The organism is Hungatella hominis, from assembly GCF_014288005.1.
Taxonomy (GTDB): domain Bacteria; phylum Bacillota; class Clostridia; order Lachnospirales; family Lachnospiraceae; genus Hungatella; species Hungatella effluvii.
On record NZ_JACOPB010000022.1, the window covers coordinates 56,263 to 79,620 of the forward strand.

The window sequence follows — 23,358 nt, forward strand, 5'->3', positions numbered from 1 at the left end:
AATATGCATATCTGCTACATTCCAGCCCCTCGTTTGTGTCTTTTTGCCAGCAAATATACATTGTCTCGTTGATGTTTTTATCTTATCACCATTCTTTTCCCATGTCAATTGTGTATTATGCATATCATTTTATCAACTTTTTATATATATTTACTAATTTTATTTTTTAAAATATATGATATTATAATAGAAACTGCAAACGTTTGAATTTTCAATCTTTTATTTTTCTCATATACAGAAAAGGAGTATTCAATATGGAAATACTGGACCGCTATATTCATCAATTATTAGATCAGAGTACCCCTGAATCACCGATCTGGTATAAGGAAGAGAGCGATGCATCGGCTCCGGCCAAATGGAACTATATGGATGGCTGCATGATCAAGGCCATTCTCGAACTCTACCACATTACTGAAAACAGCAGATACTTAGAATTCGCCGATCACTTCATCGATCACTTCGTCCGCGGGGACGGCTCCATTGTTTCCTACGACCCGGAAGAATATAATCTGGACAATGTAAATGCAGGCAAGACCCTGTTCGATTTATATAAGCTGACCGGAAAAGAGAAATACCGGAAGGGAATTGACACCGTGCACAGCCAGATCCTCGGCCAGCCCCGCACCTCTACCGGCAACTTCTGGCACAAGCTGATCTACCCCAACCAGATCTGGCTGGACGGGCTCTACATGGCGCTTCCCTTCTATATGCAGTATGAAGTGGAATACAATGGCTGCAAAAACTGCATGGACATTATCAATCAGTTTAAAAATGTCCGGCAGCTGATGCGGGAACCGCTGAATGGTCTTTACTACCACGCCTATGACGATTCCCGGAAGATGTTCTGGTGCGACAGGGTAACCGGACTCTCCGATAACTTCTGGCTCCGCGCGCTGGGCTGGTTCTCCATGGCGCTCATCGACACCATGGAAATCATGCCGGATTCCTTAATGGAACAGCGCACCGAATTAAACACCATATACCGGGAACTGATTGACGCCATGCTACCTTACCAGGACGAAGCGACCGGCATGTGGTATCAGGTCGTGAACCGCGGCGGCATCAGCCCCAATTACTTAGAGACCTCCGGTTCCGCCATCTTCGCATACGCCATCATGAAGAGCGTCCGCCTGGGCTATCTGCCGGACACGTATCTTCCATTTGGCGAGAAGGCATTTCAGGGCATCTGTGACAAGTATCTCTCCGAAGAAAACGGCGAATTACAGCTGGATGGCATCTGCCTCGTAGCCGGCCTCGGCAACACCGAGAACCGGGAAGGCACCTTTGAATATTATATGCGGGAGCCTATTGTAAAAAACGAAGCGAAGGGCATCGCACCGCTCATTCTTGCTTATATTGAAATCTTGATGCGGAAGTAGGTTACAGGTTTCATTTCCCTTGCAACGGTATGGGGCTTATGGTATCATATGCCATAAGCCCCATACTTTGGTTTGCGGAAAGGATCTGTACATATGAATGAAGCACTTTTTCAACTGCTCTCTTATTTTTTCATCTATTCATTTCTGGGCTGGTGCATGGAAATTGCCTATGCGGCTCTGAAAAAGAAGCATTTCTATAACCGCGGCGTCTTAAATGGCCCTCTCTGCCCGGTTTACGGCATCGGCATGATTCTGATTCTGACCTTTTTCAGTTCTCTGAGAGAAAGTCTCGTCTTCCTGGCCATCGGAAGCGCCGTCATCGCCACGATCCTGGAGTTCTTCACCGGGGCGCTGATGGAAAAGCTGTTTAAGAAGCGGTGGTGGGACTATTCTGATTATAAATACAATCTGGGCGGTTACGTCTGTATCCCGTTTTCAGCCCTTTGGGGCGTGGGAGCGGCGCTTACTCTCCGTTTTATTCATCCACTGATCCATATGGTCATCAGCCGGGTTCCAGCGCTGGCCGGACAGATTATCCTCATCGCAGGTCTCGTCATCCTGGCCATGGATTTTATCAGCGTACTCGGTGTGGTCTTCCAGGTGCAGAAATACAACACCCGCGTGGAAGAGCTGGCTGAGGGAATGCAGCAGATTTCCAACAGACTGGCGCGCGCCATTTTTACCCGGATCGAACGACGTATGGCTAAGGCCCATCCCGGAGCGGCGCCGGAAAGCACTGCGGCTGAGACCGACTCCGCCTCCCGCGCAAAAACACGTTCCTGCGAGGCAGCTCCAGCCGTCTTCGCCGACGGCTGTTCGTTCCATAAGCTCGTATGGCTGTTCTTTATCGGAGCTTTCCTGGGAGATATCACTGAGACGATCTTCTGCTACGTCACCTCCGGAATCCTGATGAGCCGAAGCAGTGTGGTCTATGGACCCTTCAGCGTCGTGTGGGGGCTGGGCGTTGTGGTCCTCACCATGATGCTTCACAAGTATAAGGACCGTGACGACCGGTATATTTTCCTGTTCGGTACTGTGGTAGGCGGCGCCTATGAGTACATCTGCAGCGTGTTCACGGAGATCGCCTTCGGTACCGTATTCTGGGATTACAGCAAACTGCCCTTCAACCTGGGAGGAAGAATCAACCTGCTGTACTGCTTCTTCTGGGGCCTGGCGGCCGTCATCTGGATCAAGATTCTTTATCCGCGCATCTCTGGTCTCATTGAACGGGTTCCGGTCAAGGCGGGGAAATTATTAAGCTGGTGCATGATCGTCTTCATGACGGTAAACATCGTGATTTCAGCCATGGCACTGGCTCGCTACTCGGACCGGCAGACAGGCCGGGAAGCCGCCAACTCCATCGATTACTTCCTGGATGATCATTTTCCGGATAAGAGGATGGAGTGGATCTACCCGAACGCCATTGTCAGGGAATAGTTACTGCTTGCAGACCAGACGGCGGATGCGGACAGCGGGCTGCAAGCAGTAACAAGGAATAGCATTCAAACGGACGAATCGCCCGGAGAGATAATCCCCAGGCGATTCTTTACTTTATGGCAAGTCTTACTTTATTCATTCTCCTGCATCTGCTCATCGGTCAGTGTAAATACCTGTCTCTTACGCGCCATCTCATCGCTGGCCAGGTACTCGTCGTACGTGGTGATCTTATCGATCAGCTGGCCGTTCACGATCTCCATGATACGGTTAGCGGTCGTCTCCACGATCTGATGGTCACGTGAGGAGAAGAGCAGCACGCCCTGGAACTTCACCAGGCCGTTGTTTAACGCCGTGATGGACTCCATGTCCAGATGGTCGGTCGGCTCGTCGAGCATCAGCACGTTGGCGCCGGAGATCATCAGCTTGGAAAGCATACAGCGGACCTTTTCACCACCGGATAAGACACGGACCTTCTTCACGCCATCCTCTCCCGCAAACAACATACGTCCCAGGAATCCGCGGACATAGGTCGCTTCCTTTTCAGGGGAGTACTGTGTCAGCCAATCCACAATGGTGTCATCATTGTTGAATTCCGCGCTGTTGTCCTTCGGGAAATAGCACTGGCTTGTGGTCAGTCCCCACTTATAATCGCCTTCATCCGGTTCCATCTCGCCGGAAAGAATCTTGAACAGAACCGTCTTCGCCTGCTCGTTGGGGCCAACCAGGGCTACCTTATCTTCTCTGTTTAAGATAAAGGAGATATTGTCGAGCACTTTCACGCCGTCAATGGTCTTAGATAAATTCTGTACGGTCAGCACTTCGTTTCCGATCTCACGGGCCGGGCGGAAATCAATATACGGATATTTACGGCTTGATGGCTTGATATCATCCAGTTCGATCTTTTCAAGAGCACGTTTTCTGGAGGTCGCCTGCTTGGACTTGGAAGCATTGGCGGAGAAACGCTGGATAAATTCCTGCAGCTCCTTGATCTTCTCTTCCTTCTTCCGGTTCGCCTCTTTCATCTGCTTCACCATCAGCTGGCTGGACTCATACCAGAAATCATAGTTACCGGCATACAGCTGAATCTTGCCGTAGTCGATATCCGCGATCTGAGTGCAGACTTTATTTAAGAAATAACGGTCATGGGATACCACAATTACCGTATTTTCAAAGTTAATCAGGAACTCCTCCAGCCATGCGATGGCATCGAGGTCCAAATGGTTCGTCGGCTCGTCGAGAAGCAGGATATCCGGGTTACCGAATAACGCCTGGGCAAGCAGTACCTTTACCTTCTGGGCGCCGTTTAATTCCTTCATATATTTGTAGTGAAACTCTGTCTCGATTCCAAGGCCGTTTAATAAGTTGGCCGCGTCGGACTCCGCTTCCCAGCCGTCCATGGAGGCAAACTCGCCTTCCAGCTCAGCCGCCTTGATGCCGTCTTCATCTGTAAATTCTTCCTTCATATAGATGGCATCTTTTTCTTTCATAATCTCATACAGTCTGGCATTTCCCATGATAACAGTGTCCAGAACCTGGTACTCGTCATATTTAAAATGGTCCTGCTGGAGGAAGGAAAGACGCTGGCCAGGTGTCATCACGATGTCGCCGCTCGTCGGCTCCAGCTGTCCTGATAAAATTCTTAAAAACGTTGATTTTCCTGCACCATTGGCACCGATCATGCCGTAGCAGTTGCCTTCCGTAAATTTAATATTTACATCTTCAAACAATGCCTTCTTGCCAATACGTAAGGTTACATTATTCGCACTAATCATTCCCAATAAATTCCTTTCTTATAACCGCCGCTCGCTCTGTCATTATTTCCAGTGAGCAGGCACCCGCTGCGGGAGTTTCCGCTCACACAAAACAGGGCTCATAAGGCCCCGTCTCTCATCTCTCTTATTTTACATGAAAATCCCGAATTTGCAAGCCTTTTATCAAAAAAGCCTGTAAATCCGGTGATTTTCAGCTGTATCTATTAAAATCTATTTGGCGGACTCTACTTTAAGCGGGAAATTGGACTCGCTGCCCGCATCGTAGGTCACTGTCACATACGTTACTTTTACCATGGCGCCGCTGCCGTTGCTGTCATCTGTGGCCTGGCCGAGAACACCGGTATTAAGGCCCTCGCAGTTATCTTTTAAGAAGCCTGTTTCTTCCCCCTTATCGTCCCGGATCGTAAAGCTGCTCATGGCCTGATCCGTTACGCTTCCGGTCATGGTCTTCACTTCCATGTTCTCCTGGGCATCCAGTACCAGCACAATCTTTGCATTGGCGGCGTCGTCTCCGGATATCTCTCCCTTGTAAATGATAGAGACAGGGGTTCCCTCCTTCAGCTCATAGGTGGTCTCGATCACCACGCCGTTTAAGTTAAATTTCACTTCCGTATCGCCGTTTTTGACCGTCATGTCCTCCAGCGTATCCGATACCGATTCCACGTTGCACGTCAAAATCTTAAACTCCGCGGTGTTGCCCGGCGCCTCCAGCGTCGCGGCCGGTGTCGTCGCCGGTTCCTTCGTCTCCGGTTCCGCTGTAGTGGGTGCCGGTGTCGTCTCTGTATTACTGGAAGATTTTCCGCAGGCCGTAAAAGCAAGGGCCGCGCAGAGCGCCATTATCACAATCAGTATTCGTTTCATTCGCATCCTCTTCTTTCTGCTATATACCATAAGTAGCTTTATCAAGTGCTCATAGTATATCATCCGATTGTGAAAATTGCTTTGCTTTTTTCTTAATTTTTGAGAGAACCGTAACCATCCCCGTACCGGCCCAGAAAGTTCTGCGTGCGCTCATTATTGGAGGCAAAAACCTCCTCCGGCGTCCCCTCCTCCACGATCAGTCCATCTGCCATGAAGATGACGCGGTCCGAGATGTCTCTGGCAAATGCCATCTCATGAGTCACTATTACCATGGTGATCTGTAAATCGGCCAGAGAACGGATCACCTTCAGCACCTCACCCGTAAGCTCCGGGTCCAGCGCAGAGGTGGGCTCGTCAAAGAACAGGATCTTGGGGTTTAAGGCGAGAGCCCTTGCAATGGCAACACGCTGGCACTGGCCGCCGGAGAGCTGGCAGGGGTATGCCTCCGCCTTGTCCTCCAGTCCCATCTTGCGAAGCAGGTCGTACGCCTCGCGGATTACCTCCTCTGATTTTCGCTTCTGCACATGGATCGGCGCGTCGATGATATTTTTCAGCACATTGTAATGGGGAAATAAGTTAAAATTCTGGAAAACGAGGCCGTAATTCCCCTGGATTTCCTTTTGTTTTTCCTTTCCTGCATAGACGGCGGTTCCATCGGGGCCGTTCCAGGCTGCCTTTTCACCCAGGTACAGCAGCTCGCCGCTGTCCATCCGCTCCAGCATCGTCGCACAGCGAAGCAGCGTGGACTTGCCCGATCCGGACGGACCGATGATGGAGACAATCTCGCCTTCCGCTACCGCTAAGGAGATGTCTTTCAGTACGCCCTGGCCGTCAAATGATTTCTTGATATGGTTCATTTCCAGCAGATACATATGGTTTCTCCTCCCCTTATTGATAGTAATTCAGCCGCTTTTCCACGGTTTCCATGATGACAGCCACCAGCAGATTAAATATGTAGTAGAACAGGCCCGCCGCCACAAACGGAATCAGGCTTGTCTGGGAGGACGCCAGCGCCTTTGCCACCGCAAACATCTCCAGGACGCTGATGGTAAATGCCAGGGATGTGTCCTTAACCAGCGTGATGACCTCGTTCGTTACCGAGGGGAGAATCCGTTTCATCACCTGTGGAAATATAATCCGAAAAAACGTCTGCGTCTTCGAATACCCCAGCAGCTTCGCCGCCTCATACTGGCCAACCGGCATGGACTGGATCCCGCTCCGGTATATCTCCGCAAAATATGCCGCGTAATTGATAACAAAGCCGATAAAAGCCGCCCAGAGGCGGTAATTATTCCCCACTTTGATCTTAAACAGATAGTATGGGCCAAAATAAACCACCATCAGCTGCAGCATCAGAGGGGTTCCTCTCATGACTGAAATATAAAATTTTACAATGGTTCTGATTACAGGATTTTTCGACATCCTGCCAAAGGATATGAAAAGTCCCAGAGGCAGGGAAAAAATAAGCGTCACAAAAAATATCTGAATGCTGATCCACATGCCTCCTGCCAGCTGTGAAAAAATCTTTGATAAAGTCATGGTATTCCCCTCTTATCCACTCTCTGTCTCTATTTACCAATCGTTGTGATATCTTTATCAAACCACTTCTCGGATATCTTCGCCAGGGTGCCATCTGCCGCCAGTGCTTCCAGCTGTTCCTGAACCTGATCCTTTAAGGTGTCATTTCCCTTCTTGAATCCAACCGCATAGTTTTCTGCGGCAAGCGTCTCATCCAATACGATAAAATCAACCTGTCTCTGCTCGATCTGGAAACGGGCCACTACCTCGTCCATGGCGATGGCATCGACCGCTCCCATCTGTAAATCCATAAAGGCCGTATTATAGTCCGGTGTCGTCTGAAGCGTTCCAAATGTTCCCGTCAGATCCGGATCATCTTTTAATGCCGCTTCCGCGGAGGACTCCGCCTGAACCTCCACTACCTTTCCGGCCAATTCCGCCAGAGTCTTGATGCCAGACTCCGCTGTCACCACAAATACCTGCTGATTCGCCATATAAGCTTCCGTCCATGTATAATCGTCCTCACGGCCTGTCATGGTAAATCCGTTCCAGATACAGTCAATATTACCGGACTCCAGCTCCATATCCTTTGCCGCCCAGTCAACCGGCTGAGGAACAAACTCCAGTCCGAGACGTTTGGCGACCTCCTTTGCCACCTCCAGGTCAAAACCGGTGTACTCTCCATCATCTCCCACAAACCCCATAGGCGGAAATTCCTGATCAAATCCTACTGTAAATGTACCGCCTGCGGTTCCTGCTAAAGAAGCCTCCGTCTCGGGTGCCTTCGTATCCGCACTGGTATCCGCATCAGCCTCCGCTGCAGTCGTATTCGCCGCTTTCCCAGTCGTTTCTGCAGTCTCCGCCGCCGTATTACCGGCCGCCTGTCCGGAACACCCGGATACCATTGCCATCAGCCCCAGGGCTGCCGCCATTACCATAACTCTCTTTTTCATAATTGTTGTTTCCTCCTCTGTATTTTCATGTGCTACCATGGTAGCATACTAAAGTATTTCTGTAAAGAAGATTTTTTATAATTTCTTTGATTTGGAACGCAGCCTGTAAACAGCGAAAAACCGGAGGCTGTCACTGCCCCCGGTTTTCCGGCGTACCATCTTTATGCATTTGCCCTTTCATCCAGATACTCCAGGATCTCCTGTGCATTCGTATCCGGTTTTACTTTCTCAAAGACCTTTTCGATCACACCGTTCTCATCGATCACAAAGGTGCTTCTGACAACGCCCATGGACACTTTTCCATAAAGCTTTTTCTCCTGCCAGACGTCATACGCCTTTATGGCCTCCAGCTCCGGATCGGAAACCAGAATGAAGGGCAGTTCATGTTTCTGGGCAAAGCTGCTGTGGCTCTTTACGCTGTCCTTGCTCACTCCGATGACTTCCACGCCCCTCTGCTGATATCCCGCATATGCGCCGGCAAAGGCACACGCCTCACGGGTACAGCCCGGTGTGTTATCCCTCGGATAAAAATAGAGAACCACCTTCTTCCCCAGAAAAGAGGAGAGTGTAACGGGATTGCCGTCCTTATCGTTCAATGTAAAATCTGGTGCTTTTGTTCCTGCCTGCAGCATATTTTGTACCTCCTTATTTGCTCATAAAGTTGATTCATTTCACTCGTTACCTTTTTCCACCACAATAAACGGAACCTTCATCTCCCGTTCCGTAAATCCCGAGTGATTGGACTTCCATTTACTGTCGCTGTCTTCGTAATTGATCCCCATGCCGCTTACCGCCACCGCCAGATAGTCGCCCATAAGCTCCGGCAATCTCGGATGGGGAACACCGCCTCCGAATATATTCTGCCCCAGAACCGCTTCTTTGGACAGCAGCAAAAACTGATCCCCAAAGAGCCGTTTAAACAGATCCGGAAACTGCGCCAGGTATTCCTGTTTCACATAGAAGGACGCCGCCCTGGCTTCTATCACCGGCGGGCGCTCCAGCATCCGGTCCAGTTCGGGATAATCCCGGATCAGGAAATATCCGGTATCACCGTGACCGTGATCGGCCGTCACGATGAGAAGCGTATCCTCGAGGTCACGGCAGAGCCGTTCAACGCGCTGATCAATGTCCCTGATGATTTCAGTAATCGACTCATGACAGCATCCGACGTCATGCATCGTATAATCCGGTTCACCCCAGTAGGCATAAATATAATTTCTTTCTTCTTTCCGGCACAGGCCTTTTACTGTGTCAAACAGCTCCTCATATTTGGTAATTCTGGCGGAGCCGTACAGAGAGACGACATATGCTTTTGCATTCCCCGTCTCCTCTATTTTCTCATAGACCGTTCGGTAGCGCAGATACTGTCTCGCCGCATGGAACTTTGCGGCCTGCTCCTGCGTACCTCTCCGGGTGTTGGGAAAGAGCGAAACGATATCGCCCAGTTCAGGAAAATACAGATTCCAGCCGAGCCATCCGTGTTCCGCCGGCGTTAATCCACTCTCGATGGAAGTCGTCGCGGCCGTGGTGGTCGGCGGAAAGACCGAGGACAGTTCCCCAAGCGCGTGGCTCCTTAAAAAACTGTTTTCAGGCAGATGGCGGCGGAGCGCGTCCATCCCCAGGCCATCAAACAGCATAATCACCACATGCTTGTATGGGTGCTGAAGAAGCTCATCCATCGGTTCGAACGTCTTATGGAGGTATTCTGCCCCATAATGCTTCAGTATCGAACAGCTCAGACTCACAATGCTGTGGTCATAATCCACAAACATTCCGTTTTCACCTCCATTTATCCCCATGCACGCCCTCCCTTTACACAAATCAGACATTCTATCGGGCAGTTCCGCCTGCTGACTACAAAAATTCCTTCAGCTCCTTAAGCGACCGGATCTCCCGGTCAACCTTGACACCGGCGGTAAGAACAGCCCCCTGCGGATTAAACCAGCAGGTGTCAATTCCCGCTGTATTTCCACCTTTTATATCCGAGTTTAAGGAGTCTCCCACGATCAGGGTCCGTTCTCTCTCCGCTCCCGGCATGGCCTCAAAGCAGCGGTCAAAATACTCTTTCTGCGGCTTCTGATACCCGACTTCCTCGGAAATAAAGGATTTCTTAAAGTACCGGTCCAGACCGGAATCCGCCATCCGCATCTTCTGAGTCTCCGTAAAACCGTTTGTCACCACATACAGGTCATACCGGTCCCGCAAATACTCCAGCACCTCCACGGCCTCCGGCATGACAATCGCCGTATGATTCAGGATTTCCCTGTAATTGTGCTCGGTCTGTATCCCGTCGGCAGTAATGCCGTGGGCCTCAAATACGGCGCCGAATCTGGTATCCGTAATATAGTCCTTCGTGATGAGACCTTTCTCATAGGCGTCCCACAGATCGCGGTTCACCCTGCGGTACGTCCCGATTAAATCCGCTGTCCGGTATGCTCCGCTTTCTTCGTACTCTTTGAACACACTGGCAAGCCCATTTTCCTCCGCGGAATCGAAATCGAGAAGCGTTCCGTCCACATCGAAAAGGATAGTCGTATATTTATTCATCAAATCTTCCCCCTCCGGCTTTATTCTCCGTCCCGATATACGATTTTCCCGCCGCAGATCGTGAATTTTACTTTTCCGTACAGTCTGCTTCCGGTAAACGGGGAATTAGAGGATTTCGACGCAAATTCCCCTACGGTCCACTCTTCCTCCGGATCAAACAGCACCAGGTCCGCCGCCTTTCCTTCTTCCACGGAACCGGAATCCAGATGGTAGAGCTTCGCCGGATTCAGGCTCATCTTCTCCATCAGCTCAAGCAGGCTTAAATGGCCCGGGCGAACCAGATTCGTGACTGCCAGCCCCAGCGCCGTCTCAAGCCCGATGATCCCGCTGGGCGCCTGCGTCAGCGGTTTGGCCTTCTCTTCCGCACTGTGCGGGGCGTGGTCCGTGGCAATCATATCGATGCTGCCGTTCTTTAATCCCTCTATAATGGCCTGGCGGTCCCTTTCCGTCCGGAGAGGCGGATTCATCTTCGCCAGAGTCCCATGCTCCAGAACCGCGTTTTCCGTCAGTGTAAAATGGTGCGGCGTAACCTCCGCGTATACCCGCGCTCCCAGCTCCTTCGCCAGCTTCACCATCCGCACGGCTCCCTCGGAGCTGATATGCTGAATGTCCACCGCGGCCCCTGTGTGCAGGGCGATCATGCAGTCGCGGGCTACCAGAGAATCCTCCGCCAGTGCCGGTGAGCCATAGATCCCCAGCTCGTCCGAGACAGCGCCGTGGTTAATTCCATTGTTGACAATAAACGCCGGGTCTTCCTCATGGAAGCTTAGAGGAAGATCCAGACGCGCCGCCTCCTCCATGGCTGTCTTTAAAAGCTTCTCATCCATGATCGGTATCCCGTCGTCAGTAAAGCCTGCCGCCCCATGGGCCTTCAGCGCCTCCATGTCGGTCAGTTCCTTCCCGGCGAGTCCCACTGTCACCGCGGCGGCTGAAAGCACATGAATCCCGGTCTTCTTTCCCTCCTCGAGAACGTACCGGAGCGTCTCCACATTATCCACCGGCGGCTTCGTATTCGCCATGCAGACAACCGTCGTGAAACCGCCTTTTGCCGCAGCGGCAGCGCCGGTATGAATATCTTCTTTATACGTAAGCCCCGGATCCCGGAAATGCACGTGTACATCCACGAGTCCCGGCGCCGCGACGAGCCCTTTGCCGTCGATGACCGTGTCAAATTCACCGTCCGTCTCCGCGCAGTCTCCCACGCGAAGAATGGTTCCGTCCGAAATTACGATAGAACCCGTTCTGTCGAGTCCATTTCCCGGACTCACAATCCGGATATTTTTAATCAGCATCCTCATGCCGTACCTCCTTATGATGAGCACTCCGCCGGGCCTGTTACCGGCTTCGCGGATTGCCCTGTTTCTCTTCTTTCTTCGAAAACACCCTGAATATCCCCTGCGGCAGTTCAAACACAAACACGATCCCCAGGACGATAGCCACCGCCACCTTAAGGGCCATATAACCGGTCTGGGACGCCTTGTCCAGCTCATTTGTCACGATATAATAGGCGGTCCAGTACACCCCCGCGCCGGGTACCAGCGGAAAGAGGCCGGAAATCAGAAATATGGTAACCGGACACCGTTCCCTGACCGCAAAGAGCCGCGACAGCAGAATCACCACGATCGTGGCAAAGAGCGCAGCACCCGGCGCGGTGCTGCTCTGAATCAAAATGGAGTAAACGGCCCATCCGGCTCCGCCGATCAGTCCACAGTATGGATAATACTTTGTGGGAACCCCGAACAGGAGGGAAAATGATACCGTCCCCCCGACGGCAGCCGCCACAGAAATAAGCAGTGTCACAGCATCACACCTCCCGTCAGCCCACGGAACAGGCTGAACACAAGTCCAACGCCCATGGCAATACAGAAAAATACCAGCAGAGCATCCAGCATCCGCACGGATCCGGAGATGTAGTCCCCATCTGCGATATCCCGTATGGCGTTGGTAAACGCTACTCCCGGCACCAGAGGCATGATGGAACCGATAATCATGAAATTCAAGTGCTGCCCTACGGAAAGCAGATACATCACGGAACAGAGAAAGGTCACCAGTGCACCGCCTCCGATATTTCCCACAATCTTCGATAAATGCGGGCCGCTGATATACAGCACGTAAAAATACAGGAGCACGCCCGACACAAAAGCCGCCGCGCTGTCCATGAAATTGCCCCCGAACAGCATGCAGAAGCATGCGCTTCCCACACCGGAGGCCAGGATCTGCATGGTCTTCGTCTTTCCGGGCATGACACGGATCTCATCAAGCCGTTCCCTCACTTCGCCTATGGTATACCGCCCCTCCACGATCTCCCTGGACAGCTGGTTCACCGCGGCCACCCGGTTTAGATGGACTCCGCTCACCGGGATATGCTGGACCTTTGCAAAGATCTCTTCCCTCTCATTTCCCGAGGTAATAAAAATCCCATTGCTCAACACAAATGCGTTCCCCGACTCGATTCCGTAATAGTGGCAAATTCTGTCGATCGTCTCCTCCACCCGGAAAATCTCGGCTCCATTTTCCAGCAGAATGTGGCCCGCCTGCATGGCGGCGTCCAGGATCTCCCGCTGTTCCTCCCCGCTTAACTCACACGAAACGTTCATCTTCCTCTGTAAAGACCTCCCCATCCCCAGTAATCTCTTCAATCCTGTCTCTGTAACCGGCCGAACAGCTGAGTGCCCGGATCTTCCCTATCACAGAATAATCTCCCCAGCAATGCATGGGAAATACATGTTTCACATCCACTTTATGCAGGAATTCGTCCATTCCCAGATAAAAATCGTCCTCCTGCCTCGGATCCAGCGGCAAAAAAGCCACATCCAGGTGCATTCCGGCCATTTTATCAATCTGAGCACTGTATTTTTTAGCCATGGAGTCGTTCCAGTTATCCGGTTCGCCCTCCCATCTCCAGTTATTTAAGTCTCCCGCATGATAGATGGTTTTGCCTTCCGCCTCAATCAGAAACGCCACACCTTCATCCGTCGATTTATAAGTATGTATGGTCAAACAGGTGTCAGATATAACTCCATCTTCTATCTGATTCTCCGAAGCTCCCGTGAGCTGCCGGATTATGCCGTTCTCCAGCCTGTACTTCACCGTCTCCCCATGCTTTAGGGAATCCGTAAGCGGCAGCACCTCCTCCGGCAGGCGCTTCCTCCAGATATCGTTGGACAGGACAAACCTGACGTTTCCATGTTCCTTTATCAAATCAAAAATCACAGGCGAATAGTGGTCTCCATGCCTGTGGCTTGCCAATACCAGAAGTGGTTTTTCCCGCTTCATCCCTGGAATCGTTCCCTCCGTATAATCAAACAGCAGATAAACCGATTCCAGCTCCACTAAAAAAGAGCTGTGATGGATATAAGTAATCTTCATGTGACGCCTCCTTTCCCGTTATCCCTATTCTGTTATAACGGAAAGCGTTTGTCAACTTTTTTCTTCTTTTATAATCAGAAAGGGCGGAGACACTCGTCTCCGCCCAAATAAATTGCTTTTTTGCTGTAACAGCTTATGTCAGTTCTGATTAGTTCGCTGCTGTTGTAGCTTCTTCTGTTACTGCTTCTGCGTCTTCAAGAGATGCAGCTTCAACTTCTTCAGAAGACTCTTCTGCGGAAGCATCCTCAGAATCTACTGCTTCTGTAGACTCTGCGTCTGCAGCTTCTCCTTCAGTAGTCTCATCTGCAGCTTCTTCTGTTGTAACTGCTTCTGTTGTTGCTTCTGTTGTAACTTCAGCTTCTGTTGCTGCAGTTGTCTCAGCAGTTGTACCGCTGCCACATGCAGAGATTGATGCCATAGTTAATACCGCGATGCCTGTAAGTACGAGTTTCTTTGCTGTCAGTTTCATAATTGTTCTCCTCCTTGCGACTACATAGGTGTCTTTTTGTTATGTCTTAGAATTGTGTCATGACTTTCGGTTGTCCTATGCCCTCAAGTCGAGAGTCAGTTTATCACTCCAAACGTTTAAAGTCAATGTTCTTTCTGTGATTTTTTTCTTAATTAAAAGTCACCCGATTTCTTAAAATTTATTACAATTGACAAAAGAGGTTCTAAACTGAAAACTATGAAAATATACTCTTGTAACCATACTGTACTTTTTTAGGCGTTCTTTATTTCATGTCATTATGCACTATTATACAGTGCTATGGCGCTGCATTTTTTGTGTATTTTTTTGTTATTTTTCTGTGTTTTTGTGTTTTTACCATGTTTGCGGCGCTTTTCAGCCCATTTTCCATTATCTACCGTTTGCAGTAGCTTTCTATCGCCCGGCTCATAAATTCGGCTGTGTGTTCGCCAAATTGGTCGATATTTTCTTTAAAACGTCCGTCCCCCACGTACATTTTTCCCAGTCCCTCCAGGATTTCCAGGGTGCATTCGTAGTAGTTTTCGGTGATATGGCTTCTCCACCGCTCCACTAATCCGGCCGCACGGCTGCCCTCAGGCGTCTCACCAGCCTGGGCGCACTCCGCAAATTCCCGGAAAATATCACTCATTTCTCCGTTTAAAGCCTTCCACTTTTCCTCTCCGTAGCCGGAAGTCTTCTTTTCACTTTCGCGGTACGCCTCCGTGTCACCCCAGCGTTCCTTCGCTTCTTTCGCGTACTTTTTCTTTGCTTCTTCTATCTCGTGCATATCAAATTCCTGAAAACTCATGGTGTTTTCTCCTCTCATCATACTGTCCACCAGTCCGGTCAGCCGGCGCAGCCGCTCGATCTTCAGCAAGAGCAGCGACTTATGGGCCGCAAGTGCTTCCTGGCGGTCATAGTCAGGCTTCGACAACATGTCTTTGATTTCCTTCAGAGGAAAATCCAGCTCCCGGTACAGCAAGATCTGCTGCAGCACTGCCAGCGCCTCCTCGTCGTAATAACGGTACCCCGCCTCCGTCGTGTCGGTTGGTTTGAGCAGCCCTATTTCATCATAGTAATGGAGTGTGCGCACACTGATATTTGTTAATTTTGCTGTCTCGCTTACTGTCAGTCTCATAGTTATCACCGCCTTCATTTTTTACTATAACGTATGACGCAGCGTGAGAGTCAAGAGATATTTTTAAGAAATATAAATGTTCAATTTTTTTTGATCGCCCAGGACTGAACCTTTAAAATCTTAACCATACCGCCTATTCCGCGTATTTTAATACGGTCTGCATTTTCTGGAACATAAACTGTATTTGTCATACAGGTCATATAGTCATCGGTAAACAACTCCACCGATGCGGAATCAATAAACACATGAATACGGCAGGCCGCTTCACTGACCGAGCGGAAAGAGCAGCGTCTTTTACTCTTCAAATGGTCAAAGGTATGGGAACGGTCAAATTCTATTTCTCCAAGCTTCAGGTTTAAGTTTACAAGAACCTTCTCCTTTTCATTGCTCTTAACCTCCAACTGGATGATTTCAGCCGTCGTCTTCTTCAAGTTAAAATCAATTATCATTTCACAATGGGAATTATCTGCCGTTTCTATGGAGATCCCCTCTTCGCCTGCAGTTTCGGAAACCATTTCTGCCGGTTCAGTCCGATAATTCTTTAGCTCCTGTACAGGCTCAAAATGCAGCCGTCCCAGTTCATCCAGACGCAGTTCTCTGGGCAGTGCCATTCCACCGCACCAGCCCATTTTCGATGTATAATAGGTGCCGTCACACCACGGCATCCAGTTCCAGCTGTTCATCCAGCCAATCATAATACAGCGGCCGTTTCCGTCTTTAATTACCTGCGGTGCATAGTAATCCATTCCCCAGTCAATTTCCCCATACGTATCCCAGAAAAACTTTCCGGCCGGATAATCGAAGTTCCCGGTTAAATATACCGACTTTCTTAGATTCAACCCGTGCGGCGAAATAAACAGGATATGTTTTCCCCCAATTTCAAAGAAATTAGGGCACTCACATACAGACCCCAATTCTCCCAGACTCTCGGCCATTGTATTGATAAAACGCCAGTTTTTTAAGTCATTTGAGCGGTAAAGGAGTGCTTGTGCAAAATGATCCTTTGTAGATCCCAGAATCATATTCCACTCCCCGTTCTGACGCCAAATGTAAGGGTCTCTGAAGTCCTTCTTATCTGCTTCGCAAAGAGTATCAGCCAAAATAGGACTGTCCTCTGTCTTTGTAAAATGTATCCCATCATCGCTGACAGCCATACACTGCCCCTGCTGCATACCATTCCGGGCATCGAGTCCCGTATACATTAAATATACCTTCTGATCAAGTTCCAGCGCACAGCCAGACCAGCAGCCTCCCCCATCACATTCGTCAACAGGTGCCAATGCTACCGGAAGGTCTTCCCAGTCTACCAGATTCTCACTGACTGCATGCCCCCAATACATCTTATAATCACCTGGTTCTGATACATATGGCATATGCTGGTAAAACAAATGGTATTTTCCACCCAGGATGGAAAAACCATTAGGATCGTTGCACCAGCCAGCCGGAACCTCAAAATGATACTTTTGTCTCAGCGGGTTATTCTTAATTTCCTCATGCCGCTCCATAACATAGGCTGTCGCCCTCGCAGCTTCTTCTATATTCTTATTTACATTGCCCATTTTTATTCTGTAATCCTTTCCTATCCTTTTATCCCCGACTGGGCGATACCCTGTACATAATACTTCTGGAAGAAAATAAACATGACTACTACCGGAAGCGTGCTTAATGTCAACGCCGCAAAAATTGGTCCATAGTGAACTGGAGGGGCCGTAAACAACGTCTGAAGTCCCAGCTGCACGGTCTTTGTCCTGTCGTCGGTCACCAAAACCGGCCATAAAAAGTCTCCCCAGTGTTCGATAAACTGCAGAATCAACACGGTCGCGTACACCGGGAACGACAAAGGAAGCACAATCTTAAAAAATGCCTTTAAAGGAGATGCTCCATCAATATATGCTGCCTCCAGAAGTGAATCCGGAATATCCACGAAAAACTGACGAAACAGAAAGATACTGAAGCAGTTGGCCGTAAACGGCGCTATAAGTGCAGAAAAAGTGTTCAGCATCTTGAACTTAAAGATCATAAAGTACAACGGCAGTATAATGCTTTCCAACGGAATAATAATAAGTGCTACAATCAAGCTGAACAAAAAATCACGCCCCCTGAATTGAAGCTTTGCAAGAGCAAAACCGCACATGGAATTAACGATTAATCCTAATCCGATCATAATCGTAACGTAATAAAGGCTGTTAAGCATTGTTCTCACGATCTCCCCCTTCTCCAGGATAGACCGGTAATTATCGAGGCTCCCGCTAATGGGCAGAAATGCCCTCACGGAAGTCATATCTGCAAATATGTTGACCTCAGGTTTTACTGATGATACCACCATCCATACAAGCGGAGCCAGGAACACGACGGCAAGAAAAATGTTGAGTGTATACATCAGTATTCGGTTAAGCAGTCTGCTTTTTTTAATTCCCACTCTCGTTCCTCCTCTCAGTCCCGTTCAATTAAAAGACGTTTAAGCGCCATGGACACCAATACCACAATCAGGAAAAAGACTACTGCCATGGCAGATGCGTAGCCAGCCTTCTTATATTGAAAGCCCTGCTGGTAAATATAGTATACCAACGTCCTGGTGCTGTTCTGAGGCCCTCCGAAGGTCATAATATAAGGCTGTGTAAATACCTTAAATGCCTGAATCGTTACGTAAACCACAATAAATGAGATCACATTTCTTAATCCTGGAAGTGTAATATAGAAGAACTTCTTCACGGAATTCGCCCCGTCGATGGCCGCCGCCTCATAAAGTTCCTGTGATATTCCATTTAATCCTGCAATAAAGATGATCATCTGATAGCCGACTCCCTGCCAGATTGACATGACCAGAATAGAATTCATTGCCTGGTCAGCGCTTCGTAAAAAGCGCTGACCAGGCAGCCCGACCATGTTTAAAATTGCGTTAAACAAACCGTCATTCGGGTTGTATAAACATACCCACAAAATGGATACGACGGTTAATGATGAAATCACAGGAGCAAAATAGGCGGTTCTGAAAAATGTCCGTCCAACAATCTTTCGATTTACTAAAATAGCCAGACCCATGGCGATTACTGCTTCAACCGGCACAATTACTACTGTAAAATAAAAAGTATTTCGTAAACATTTAAAAAACAGTTCATCCGAGAGCAATGAAGCGTAATTATCCACTCCCACCATCTCCATACGGTCTGGTGCCAGGACGTAAAAGTCTGTAAAGCTAAACCCCAAAGCCATAAATGCAGGTATAATAAGGAATAGCAAGAGTAATATTAACGCCGGTGCTACAAAAATATAGGCTGTATTTCTCTGTCTCCTGGAATAGCTGGATTTCATTTTTCTAAAATTTGCCTCACCCATTTCACCAGGCTTCCTCCCTTCTCATATTGTTTACTTTGCATACGTTGCTTCCCACTCTTTATCGAAGGAGTTTGCAATATCATCAAGAGAAGTCTTCACATCAGCACCTAACAGAATGTCGTAAAACGCTTCTGAGAATTTCTGTGTAAAGATTGGATAGTTTGGTGTGGCCGGACGTGCATGACCTTCTTCAAATAAAGTTTCCTTTATGATCTTATTCGGTCCATCATCATAAATATCGAGTAAATCATACGCAGAATACCGCACTGGCGGGTAAGCCGGTCCGTCTACGGTAAAGCTTGCACAGGCCTCAGGACTGGATAAGTAATGAATAAATTCCATGGCTGCATCTGCATTCTGGCAGTTTGGCGTAACGCCTACTGTCCAGCCGCCTGATGTACTTCCCGCATAAGCCTCTTTCTGCGGAATATACGTTACCCCCCAATTAAAATCAGCCTGTTCAAGCGTTGGTATAATCCATGCTCCCGCCAGCTTGGTTGCACATTTGCCTTCCTGAAACTCTGTCGCTGTAGGATCGACATTGATCAGCCCCTCATCTGCAAACTTCTGGAGATAGATCCCCGTCTGGATGGCCTTCTCTGAATTTATATACCCCTCCGCTTTGCTGCCATCGTCGGAAAGCAGCTGCGCCCCATTCGCAACTAAAAATGGCTGGAATGCCACAATAATCCATTCACCGCTCTTCTCTTGAATAAAATTCCCCCCATAGATACCATCTTTGGTCAACTTTTTGCAGACATCATAATACTCGTCCCATGTCCATGCGTCCTCAATCTTTTCAGGAGCTGTAATACCGGCTGCATCCAGCATATCCTTATTATAATAAATATTAATAATTCCCTCCCCCATACCTACTGCATAGAAATGGCCGTCATACGTTCCCTGAGCGATTGTCGATGGAAGAAAATCTTTCATTTCCTCTTCCGTAAAATAATCTTCTATCGGAATAAACATATTGGAGTATGCGTAGCTCGCCACATTTGGTCCATCTGCCATCAGAATATCCGGAAGGCTGTTCGTTGCAGCTGCAGCGCTGACTTTATCCTCATAAGCAAAGGACTCTCCCCGTGTATTGGCAGTTTCAAGTATCTTTATCTTACCCGCATACTCTTCATTAAATTTCTGAACCATCATTGCATACCAGTTGGCCTCTGATTCCTGGCTAATTGGATACCAGAAGGACAGTTCTACCTCCGTGCCGCCTGCTAAAACCTCCGAGTCCTTAGCCGCATCGGTATTTCCTTCTGTTTTTTCTGTCTCTGCAACAGCCTGTTCCGTCTTTGTAGTTTCCCCCTGTTTCGTACTACAGCCTCCTAGAAGGGTCGTTATCATTGCCACTGCCAGTAAACTGATCACCATTCTTTTTTTCATAGATCATCTTCTCCTTTTAGTCATATGTTTTATAATGTATACGTTTACATTTTTTGCAAAAAAAATAATTTGCCCCTCCTTTCATCGCTCATTTTAATAATTCTCAAAATGTAAACGTATACAACTTTTCTAAAAAAAATAGACTTTTCAATATTTTTTTGTTTTTTTCTTTACTAAAAAGCCAATTAATAGTATAATTTATATTCAGATAATATCATTTCGGACATCTTTTGTCAATATATTTTGTGCATATTGTCTCAAAAGTATTTATGTGCATGTTTTACTTCTGATAATTTAACTAAGGTGGTGTAAATTTGGTAACCAGTAGAGATGTTGCAAAATTGGCCGGCGTTTCCGTAGCGACGGTATCCAGAGTGTATTCCGACAGCAATGCCGTGACAGATATCACTGCAAGAAAGGTCCTTGATGCCGCAAGGCAGTTGGGGTATATCCCCAATACAGTTGCCCGCAGCTTAAAATCTAACCGTTCCCGTACCGTTGGTCTCGTCATTACCAACATTTTTAATCCTGTTTTCTACCAGGTTGCTGCCGTAATCACGACAGAGTTGGAAAAGTTCAACTATAAGGTCATTCTGTCATTTAACAGCACTTACGAACGCAGCCTTTTAAAAAATCTGCAAACGCTTCTTGCCGCACGTGTAGAGGCCATTGCCTTCACCCCGCTGTTTGAAGATTCCGATGTACTTGAATTACTGAATTCTTCAAAAGTCTATTCCCTTCAGGTTCTCGGGAATGCCTATCGGCAATTCGACTCTATCATGTGTAATGATTACGCCGCTACAAGCAAACTGACACAATATCTGATTGACAGAGGCCATCAGAATATTATGCTTATCTGCCCTACAGAAGACAGAAAAGAGGGGTTACTGCATACTTTGGCAGTTAATAGAATTGATTCGTATGAAGGTAATTATATATCGCCTCTTCCATTGGAAAACTCCGCTTCCATCATTGAAGATGCCATTACAAAATATCGGCCCACCGCAATCATTGCCGTTACTCAGGATGTTCTTACGGCCCTTATGATTGTCTTAAAGAAACTGCATTATAAAATTCCTGATGATATAAGTGTTATCGCCTACGATGAAAATCCGCTGTCACAATATGAAAACATCACAACAATCGGACATAACATTCAGTACATTGGCACTGAAATAAGCCGTTTCCTATTGGATCATCTGCTCGAAAAGAATGCTCCTGGAGACGCCCCCCGTCACATATTTCTGGACACCACTTTTATTGAACGCTCTTCTGTTAAGGATCTGACTGTGGGCATAAATTAACGGATTTAAAAAGCGATGATACAGGGTCTGCCTGCCTCATCGCTTTTCCATTGTCAGATCAAAGCTCTCGCCAATCATTCTTTTTATATCCGGATCCGGGACCGTACCATCCAGTAAAATCGTATTCCAGTACTTCTTATTAAGATGGTAACCAGGCAGAACGCCCGGAAATGCATTTCTCCAGAATTCAGTCCATTCGGGATCACATTTTACATTCACACAGGTCTTTTCCTCACGCGTATAGATCCATGCAAATACCTTTTTATTCTTTCTGTGCCGGATCACAGCCCATTCCGTATCGTGAAACGGATAGTCCTCGTAAACATCCGGATAAGTCAGACAGTATTTAATTAAATCTTTCTTCGTTTTAAATGCCATAGCAGATACCCGTCTTTCCTTGATTCCAAAACTGTGTCGGAACAGTTTCGGGGGATTTACCGGCGCTGTGTGTTATCGGTGCAGATGAGCCGGGCGTATTAATTATACTGTATTTCCGGCGGTTCTACAATGATATTATGGCCGGAATCTGCTGTACACCTTTCCCGGCTGGATACCGCCTCTGTAGCTGGCCAGCTCGCTCACTGTCACCAGCTGGAATCCCATTTCCTTCAGCTTTGGAATGATAACCTCTGCGGCGTCCGCGGTTGTTCCGTACAAATCGTGCATCAGCACGATATCTCCGTCTTTTACATGACCGATGACCGCATCGATGGTCTTCTGCTTATTTTTCGTCTTCCAGTCCAGGGTGTCGATGGACCACAGCACCGCAGACATCCCCATGGAACCGACGGTCTTCATGGCCGCGTCGCTCTTCGCTCCGCCCGGCGGCCGCATGAGTACAGGGGATACACCGCCTGCCAGACGTATGCTGTCATTGGCTCGTGCCAGCTGTGACTTAATTCCCTCTGCTCCCAATTTTGTGATTGCTTTATGCTCATACGTATGATTGGCTACTTCACATCCCAGTGCGGCCATCCTCGCTACCGCCGCCTTATTTGCCTTTCCTGTTACACGATTTCCCACCATGAAGAAGGTGGCACGTCCTCCGTTCGCTTCCAGGCTGTCCAGAATCCGGTTGGTAACAGGTGCGTGAGGGCCGTCGTCGAATGTCAGCGCTATCATAGGACGGTTTGGGTCAATGCCCTGTACGGCTGCTTTTTCTCCAGGTATCGCCGCGCCCTTTGTGACAATCGTCATGCGTATTCCCGTTATTTTAAGTCCGCTTCCCTCCTGACCGGCTGTTCCCTCGTCGTTTCTCACCCAGGGCGTCCACGCTCCATTCTGCTGGACCGTATAGCAGACGTCATACAGACTGCTCAGTCCGTCGGTCAGCCTCGCCCGGAATGCAGTAACCGGAGCATCTCCCTCTGTACGGCCGGCCATGACACTTCCCGCCGTCCATTCAGTCCAGCCGGTGCCGCCCACCTCCACCTGATACGCCAGACCTCCGGCGATGTTCTGCGGCTGATTCAGTAATTCAGCCTGAAATCCGGTCATGTAGGTTCCCTCCGGAGCTGTATACAGCGAATCGTCTGCCTGCTTATCACTCCATGCAGTAGGGTTATTAAACGCCTGATAGCTTATTTTCACAGGCTCTTCCGCCCGGGCAATTATCGCCTGCACCGGAGCCGGGAGGGTGCCTGAAAACACCAGAAGCGCCAGCATCAGCGCCTTAATTTTCATATGTACTCTTTTCATTCGATTACCTCTTGTCTTTTTTCTTATATCTATCCTTTAGACGTGCCAGCATTCAAAAAAGTTTCAACTACATGAAACTTTTTAAATATTCTTAATATTCAAACGTATTATACCACTGAAAATAGTAAATCAGATAGAGGAATCTATTGGAAGTCCGGACAGCTTTTTGTATGATAGAGACGCTTTTC

The 23,358-nt window shown here is 48.5% G+C and carries 23 protein-coding genes; 3 read left to right on the forward strand and 20 right to left on the reverse strand.

The features are described 5' to 3' along the window. Positions 1-254 precede the first annotated feature (254 nt). Both H8S75_RS28255 and H8S75_RS28260 read left to right on the forward strand, forming a co-directional pair. A complete protein-coding gene (locus H8S75_RS28255) occupies positions 255-1,379 on the forward strand; it encodes a glycoside hydrolase family 88/105 protein (protein ID WP_187024370.1) in 1,125 nt (374 codons plus the stop codon). Positions 1,380-1,472: 93 nt separating this feature from the next. Beyond that, positions 1,473-2,816 carry a putative ABC transporter permease gene (locus H8S75_RS28260; protein ID WP_187024371.1) on the forward strand — a complete coding sequence of 448 codons (1,344 nt, stop codon included), beginning with the start codon at positions 1,473-1,475 and terminating at the stop codon, positions 2,814-2,816. Positions 2,817-2,947: 131 nt separating this feature from the next. On the opposite strand, the gene H8S75_RS28265 is transcribed toward H8S75_RS28260, so the two are convergent. The 18 genes from H8S75_RS28265 to H8S75_RS28350 form a co-directional block, all read right to left on the reverse strand. Then, the gene (locus tag H8S75_RS28265; protein WP_002605274.1) at positions 2,948-4,588 is read right to left on the reverse strand and encodes an ABC-F family ATP-binding cassette domain-containing protein; all 1,641 of its coding nucleotides are present in this window, start codon (positions 4,586-4,588) and stop codon (positions 2,948-2,950) included. A gap of 210 nt (positions 4,589-4,798) precedes the next feature. Next, positions 4,799-5,449 (reverse strand): hypothetical protein, encoded by a 651-nt coding sequence (locus H8S75_RS28270; RefSeq protein WP_187024372.1) that lies wholly within the window; start codon positions 5,447-5,449, stop codon positions 4,799-4,801. A gap of 92 nt (positions 5,450-5,541) precedes the next feature. After that, positions 5,542-6,321: an amino acid ABC transporter ATP-binding protein gene (locus tag H8S75_RS28275; RefSeq protein WP_002605276.1), complete on the reverse strand. Its 780-nt coding sequence runs from the start codon at positions 6,319-6,321 to the stop codon at positions 5,542-5,544. Between the two features lie 16 nt (positions 6,322-6,337). After that, positions 6,338-6,988, reverse strand: a complete 651-nt coding sequence (locus H8S75_RS28280) for an amino acid ABC transporter permease (RefSeq protein WP_187024373.1) — start codon at positions 6,986-6,988, stop codon at positions 6,338-6,340. 29 nt (positions 6,989-7,017) lie between these two features. Continuing rightward, entirely contained in the window at positions 7,018-7,920 is a 903-nt protein-coding gene (locus H8S75_RS28285; RefSeq protein ID WP_187024374.1) for an amino acid ABC transporter substrate-binding protein, read from the reverse strand. 161 nt (positions 7,921-8,081) lie between these two features. After that, the gene (gene bcp / locus H8S75_RS28290) at positions 8,082-8,552 is read right to left on the reverse strand and encodes a thioredoxin-dependent thiol peroxidase (RefSeq protein ID WP_055660106.1); all 471 of its coding nucleotides are present in this window, start codon (positions 8,550-8,552) and stop codon (positions 8,082-8,084) included. A gap of 39 nt (positions 8,553-8,591) precedes the next feature. Continuing rightward, positions 8,592-9,719, reverse strand: coding sequence for an alkaline phosphatase family protein (locus H8S75_RS28295; RefSeq protein ID WP_187024375.1), 1,128 nt, complete (start codon positions 9,717-9,719; stop codon positions 8,592-8,594). A gap of 55 nt (positions 9,720-9,774) precedes the next feature. After that, positions 9,775-10,467: a YjjG family noncanonical pyrimidine nucleotidase gene (locus tag H8S75_RS28300; RefSeq protein ID WP_187024376.1), complete on the reverse strand. Its 693-nt coding sequence runs from the start codon at positions 10,465-10,467 to the stop codon at positions 9,775-9,777. Between the two features lie 20 nt (positions 10,468-10,487). Beyond that, entirely contained in the window at positions 10,488-11,759 is a 1,272-nt protein-coding gene (locus tag H8S75_RS28305) for a dihydroorotase (protein WP_187024400.1), read from the reverse strand. Positions 11,760-11,802: 43 nt separating this feature from the next. Next, positions 11,803-12,261, reverse strand: coding sequence for a threonine/serine exporter family protein (locus H8S75_RS28310; protein WP_110322863.1), 459 nt, complete (start codon positions 12,259-12,261; stop codon positions 11,803-11,805). A gap of 2 nt (positions 12,262-12,263) precedes the next feature. Continuing rightward, positions 12,264-13,064, reverse strand: a complete 801-nt coding sequence (locus H8S75_RS28315) for a threonine/serine exporter family protein (RefSeq protein WP_025529767.1) — start codon at positions 13,062-13,064, stop codon at positions 12,264-12,266. Next, positions 13,048-13,836 carry an MBL fold metallo-hydrolase gene (locus H8S75_RS28320; protein WP_187024377.1) on the reverse strand — a complete coding sequence of 263 codons (789 nt, stop codon included), beginning with the start codon at positions 13,834-13,836 and terminating at the stop codon, positions 13,048-13,050. The genes H8S75_RS28315 and H8S75_RS28320 overlap by 17 nt, the downstream gene beginning before the upstream one ends. A gap of 148 nt (positions 13,837-13,984) precedes the next feature. Further along, complete coding sequence (locus tag H8S75_RS28325) at positions 13,985-14,305, reverse strand: hypothetical protein (RefSeq protein WP_117632972.1); 321 nt, start codon at positions 14,303-14,305, stop codon at positions 13,985-13,987. A gap of 391 nt (positions 14,306-14,696) precedes the next feature. Continuing rightward, the gene (locus tag H8S75_RS28330) at positions 14,697-15,440 is read right to left on the reverse strand and encodes a MerR family transcriptional regulator (RefSeq protein ID WP_187024378.1); all 744 of its coding nucleotides are present in this window, start codon (positions 15,438-15,440) and stop codon (positions 14,697-14,699) included. An 80-nt stretch (positions 15,441-15,520) separates the two neighbouring features. Beyond that, the gene (locus tag H8S75_RS28335) at positions 15,521-16,999 is read right to left on the reverse strand and encodes a glycoside hydrolase family 32 protein (protein WP_187024379.1); all 1,479 of its coding nucleotides are present in this window, start codon (positions 16,997-16,999) and stop codon (positions 15,521-15,523) included. A gap of 20 nt (positions 17,000-17,019) precedes the next feature. After that, positions 17,020-17,859 (reverse strand): carbohydrate ABC transporter permease, encoded by an 840-nt coding sequence (locus tag H8S75_RS28340; RefSeq protein WP_243007975.1) that lies wholly within the window; start codon positions 17,857-17,859, stop codon positions 17,020-17,022. Positions 17,860-17,873: 14 nt separating this feature from the next. Next, positions 17,874-18,776 (reverse strand): carbohydrate ABC transporter permease, encoded by a 903-nt coding sequence (locus H8S75_RS28345; RefSeq protein ID WP_187024380.1) that lies wholly within the window; start codon positions 18,774-18,776, stop codon positions 17,874-17,876. 30 nt (positions 18,777-18,806) lie between these two features. Continuing rightward, positions 18,807-20,168: an ABC transporter substrate-binding protein gene (locus tag H8S75_RS28350; RefSeq protein ID WP_187024381.1), complete on the reverse strand. Its 1,362-nt coding sequence runs from the start codon at positions 20,166-20,168 to the stop codon at positions 18,807-18,809. A 314-nt stretch (positions 20,169-20,482) separates the two neighbouring features. Between H8S75_RS28350 and H8S75_RS28355 the strand changes: the two genes are divergently transcribed. Then, the gene (locus H8S75_RS28355) at positions 20,483-21,472 is read left to right on the forward strand and encodes a LacI family DNA-binding transcriptional regulator (protein ID WP_187024382.1); all 990 of its coding nucleotides are present in this window, start codon (positions 20,483-20,485) and stop codon (positions 21,470-21,472) included. Positions 21,473-21,508: 36 nt separating this feature from the next. Here H8S75_RS28355 and H8S75_RS28360 read toward each other — a convergent pair whose 3' ends face one another. Together H8S75_RS28360 and H8S75_RS28365 are read right to left on the reverse strand one after the other, a co-directional pair. Then, positions 21,509-21,850: an MmcQ/YjbR family DNA-binding protein gene (locus tag H8S75_RS28360; RefSeq protein ID WP_002605293.1), complete on the reverse strand. Its 342-nt coding sequence runs from the start codon at positions 21,848-21,850 to the stop codon at positions 21,509-21,511. Between the two features lie 135 nt (positions 21,851-21,985). Further along, entirely contained in the window at positions 21,986-23,170 is a 1,185-nt protein-coding gene (locus H8S75_RS28365) for a polysaccharide deacetylase family protein (protein ID WP_187024383.1), read from the reverse strand. Positions 23,171-23,358: the final 188 nt, after the last annotated feature.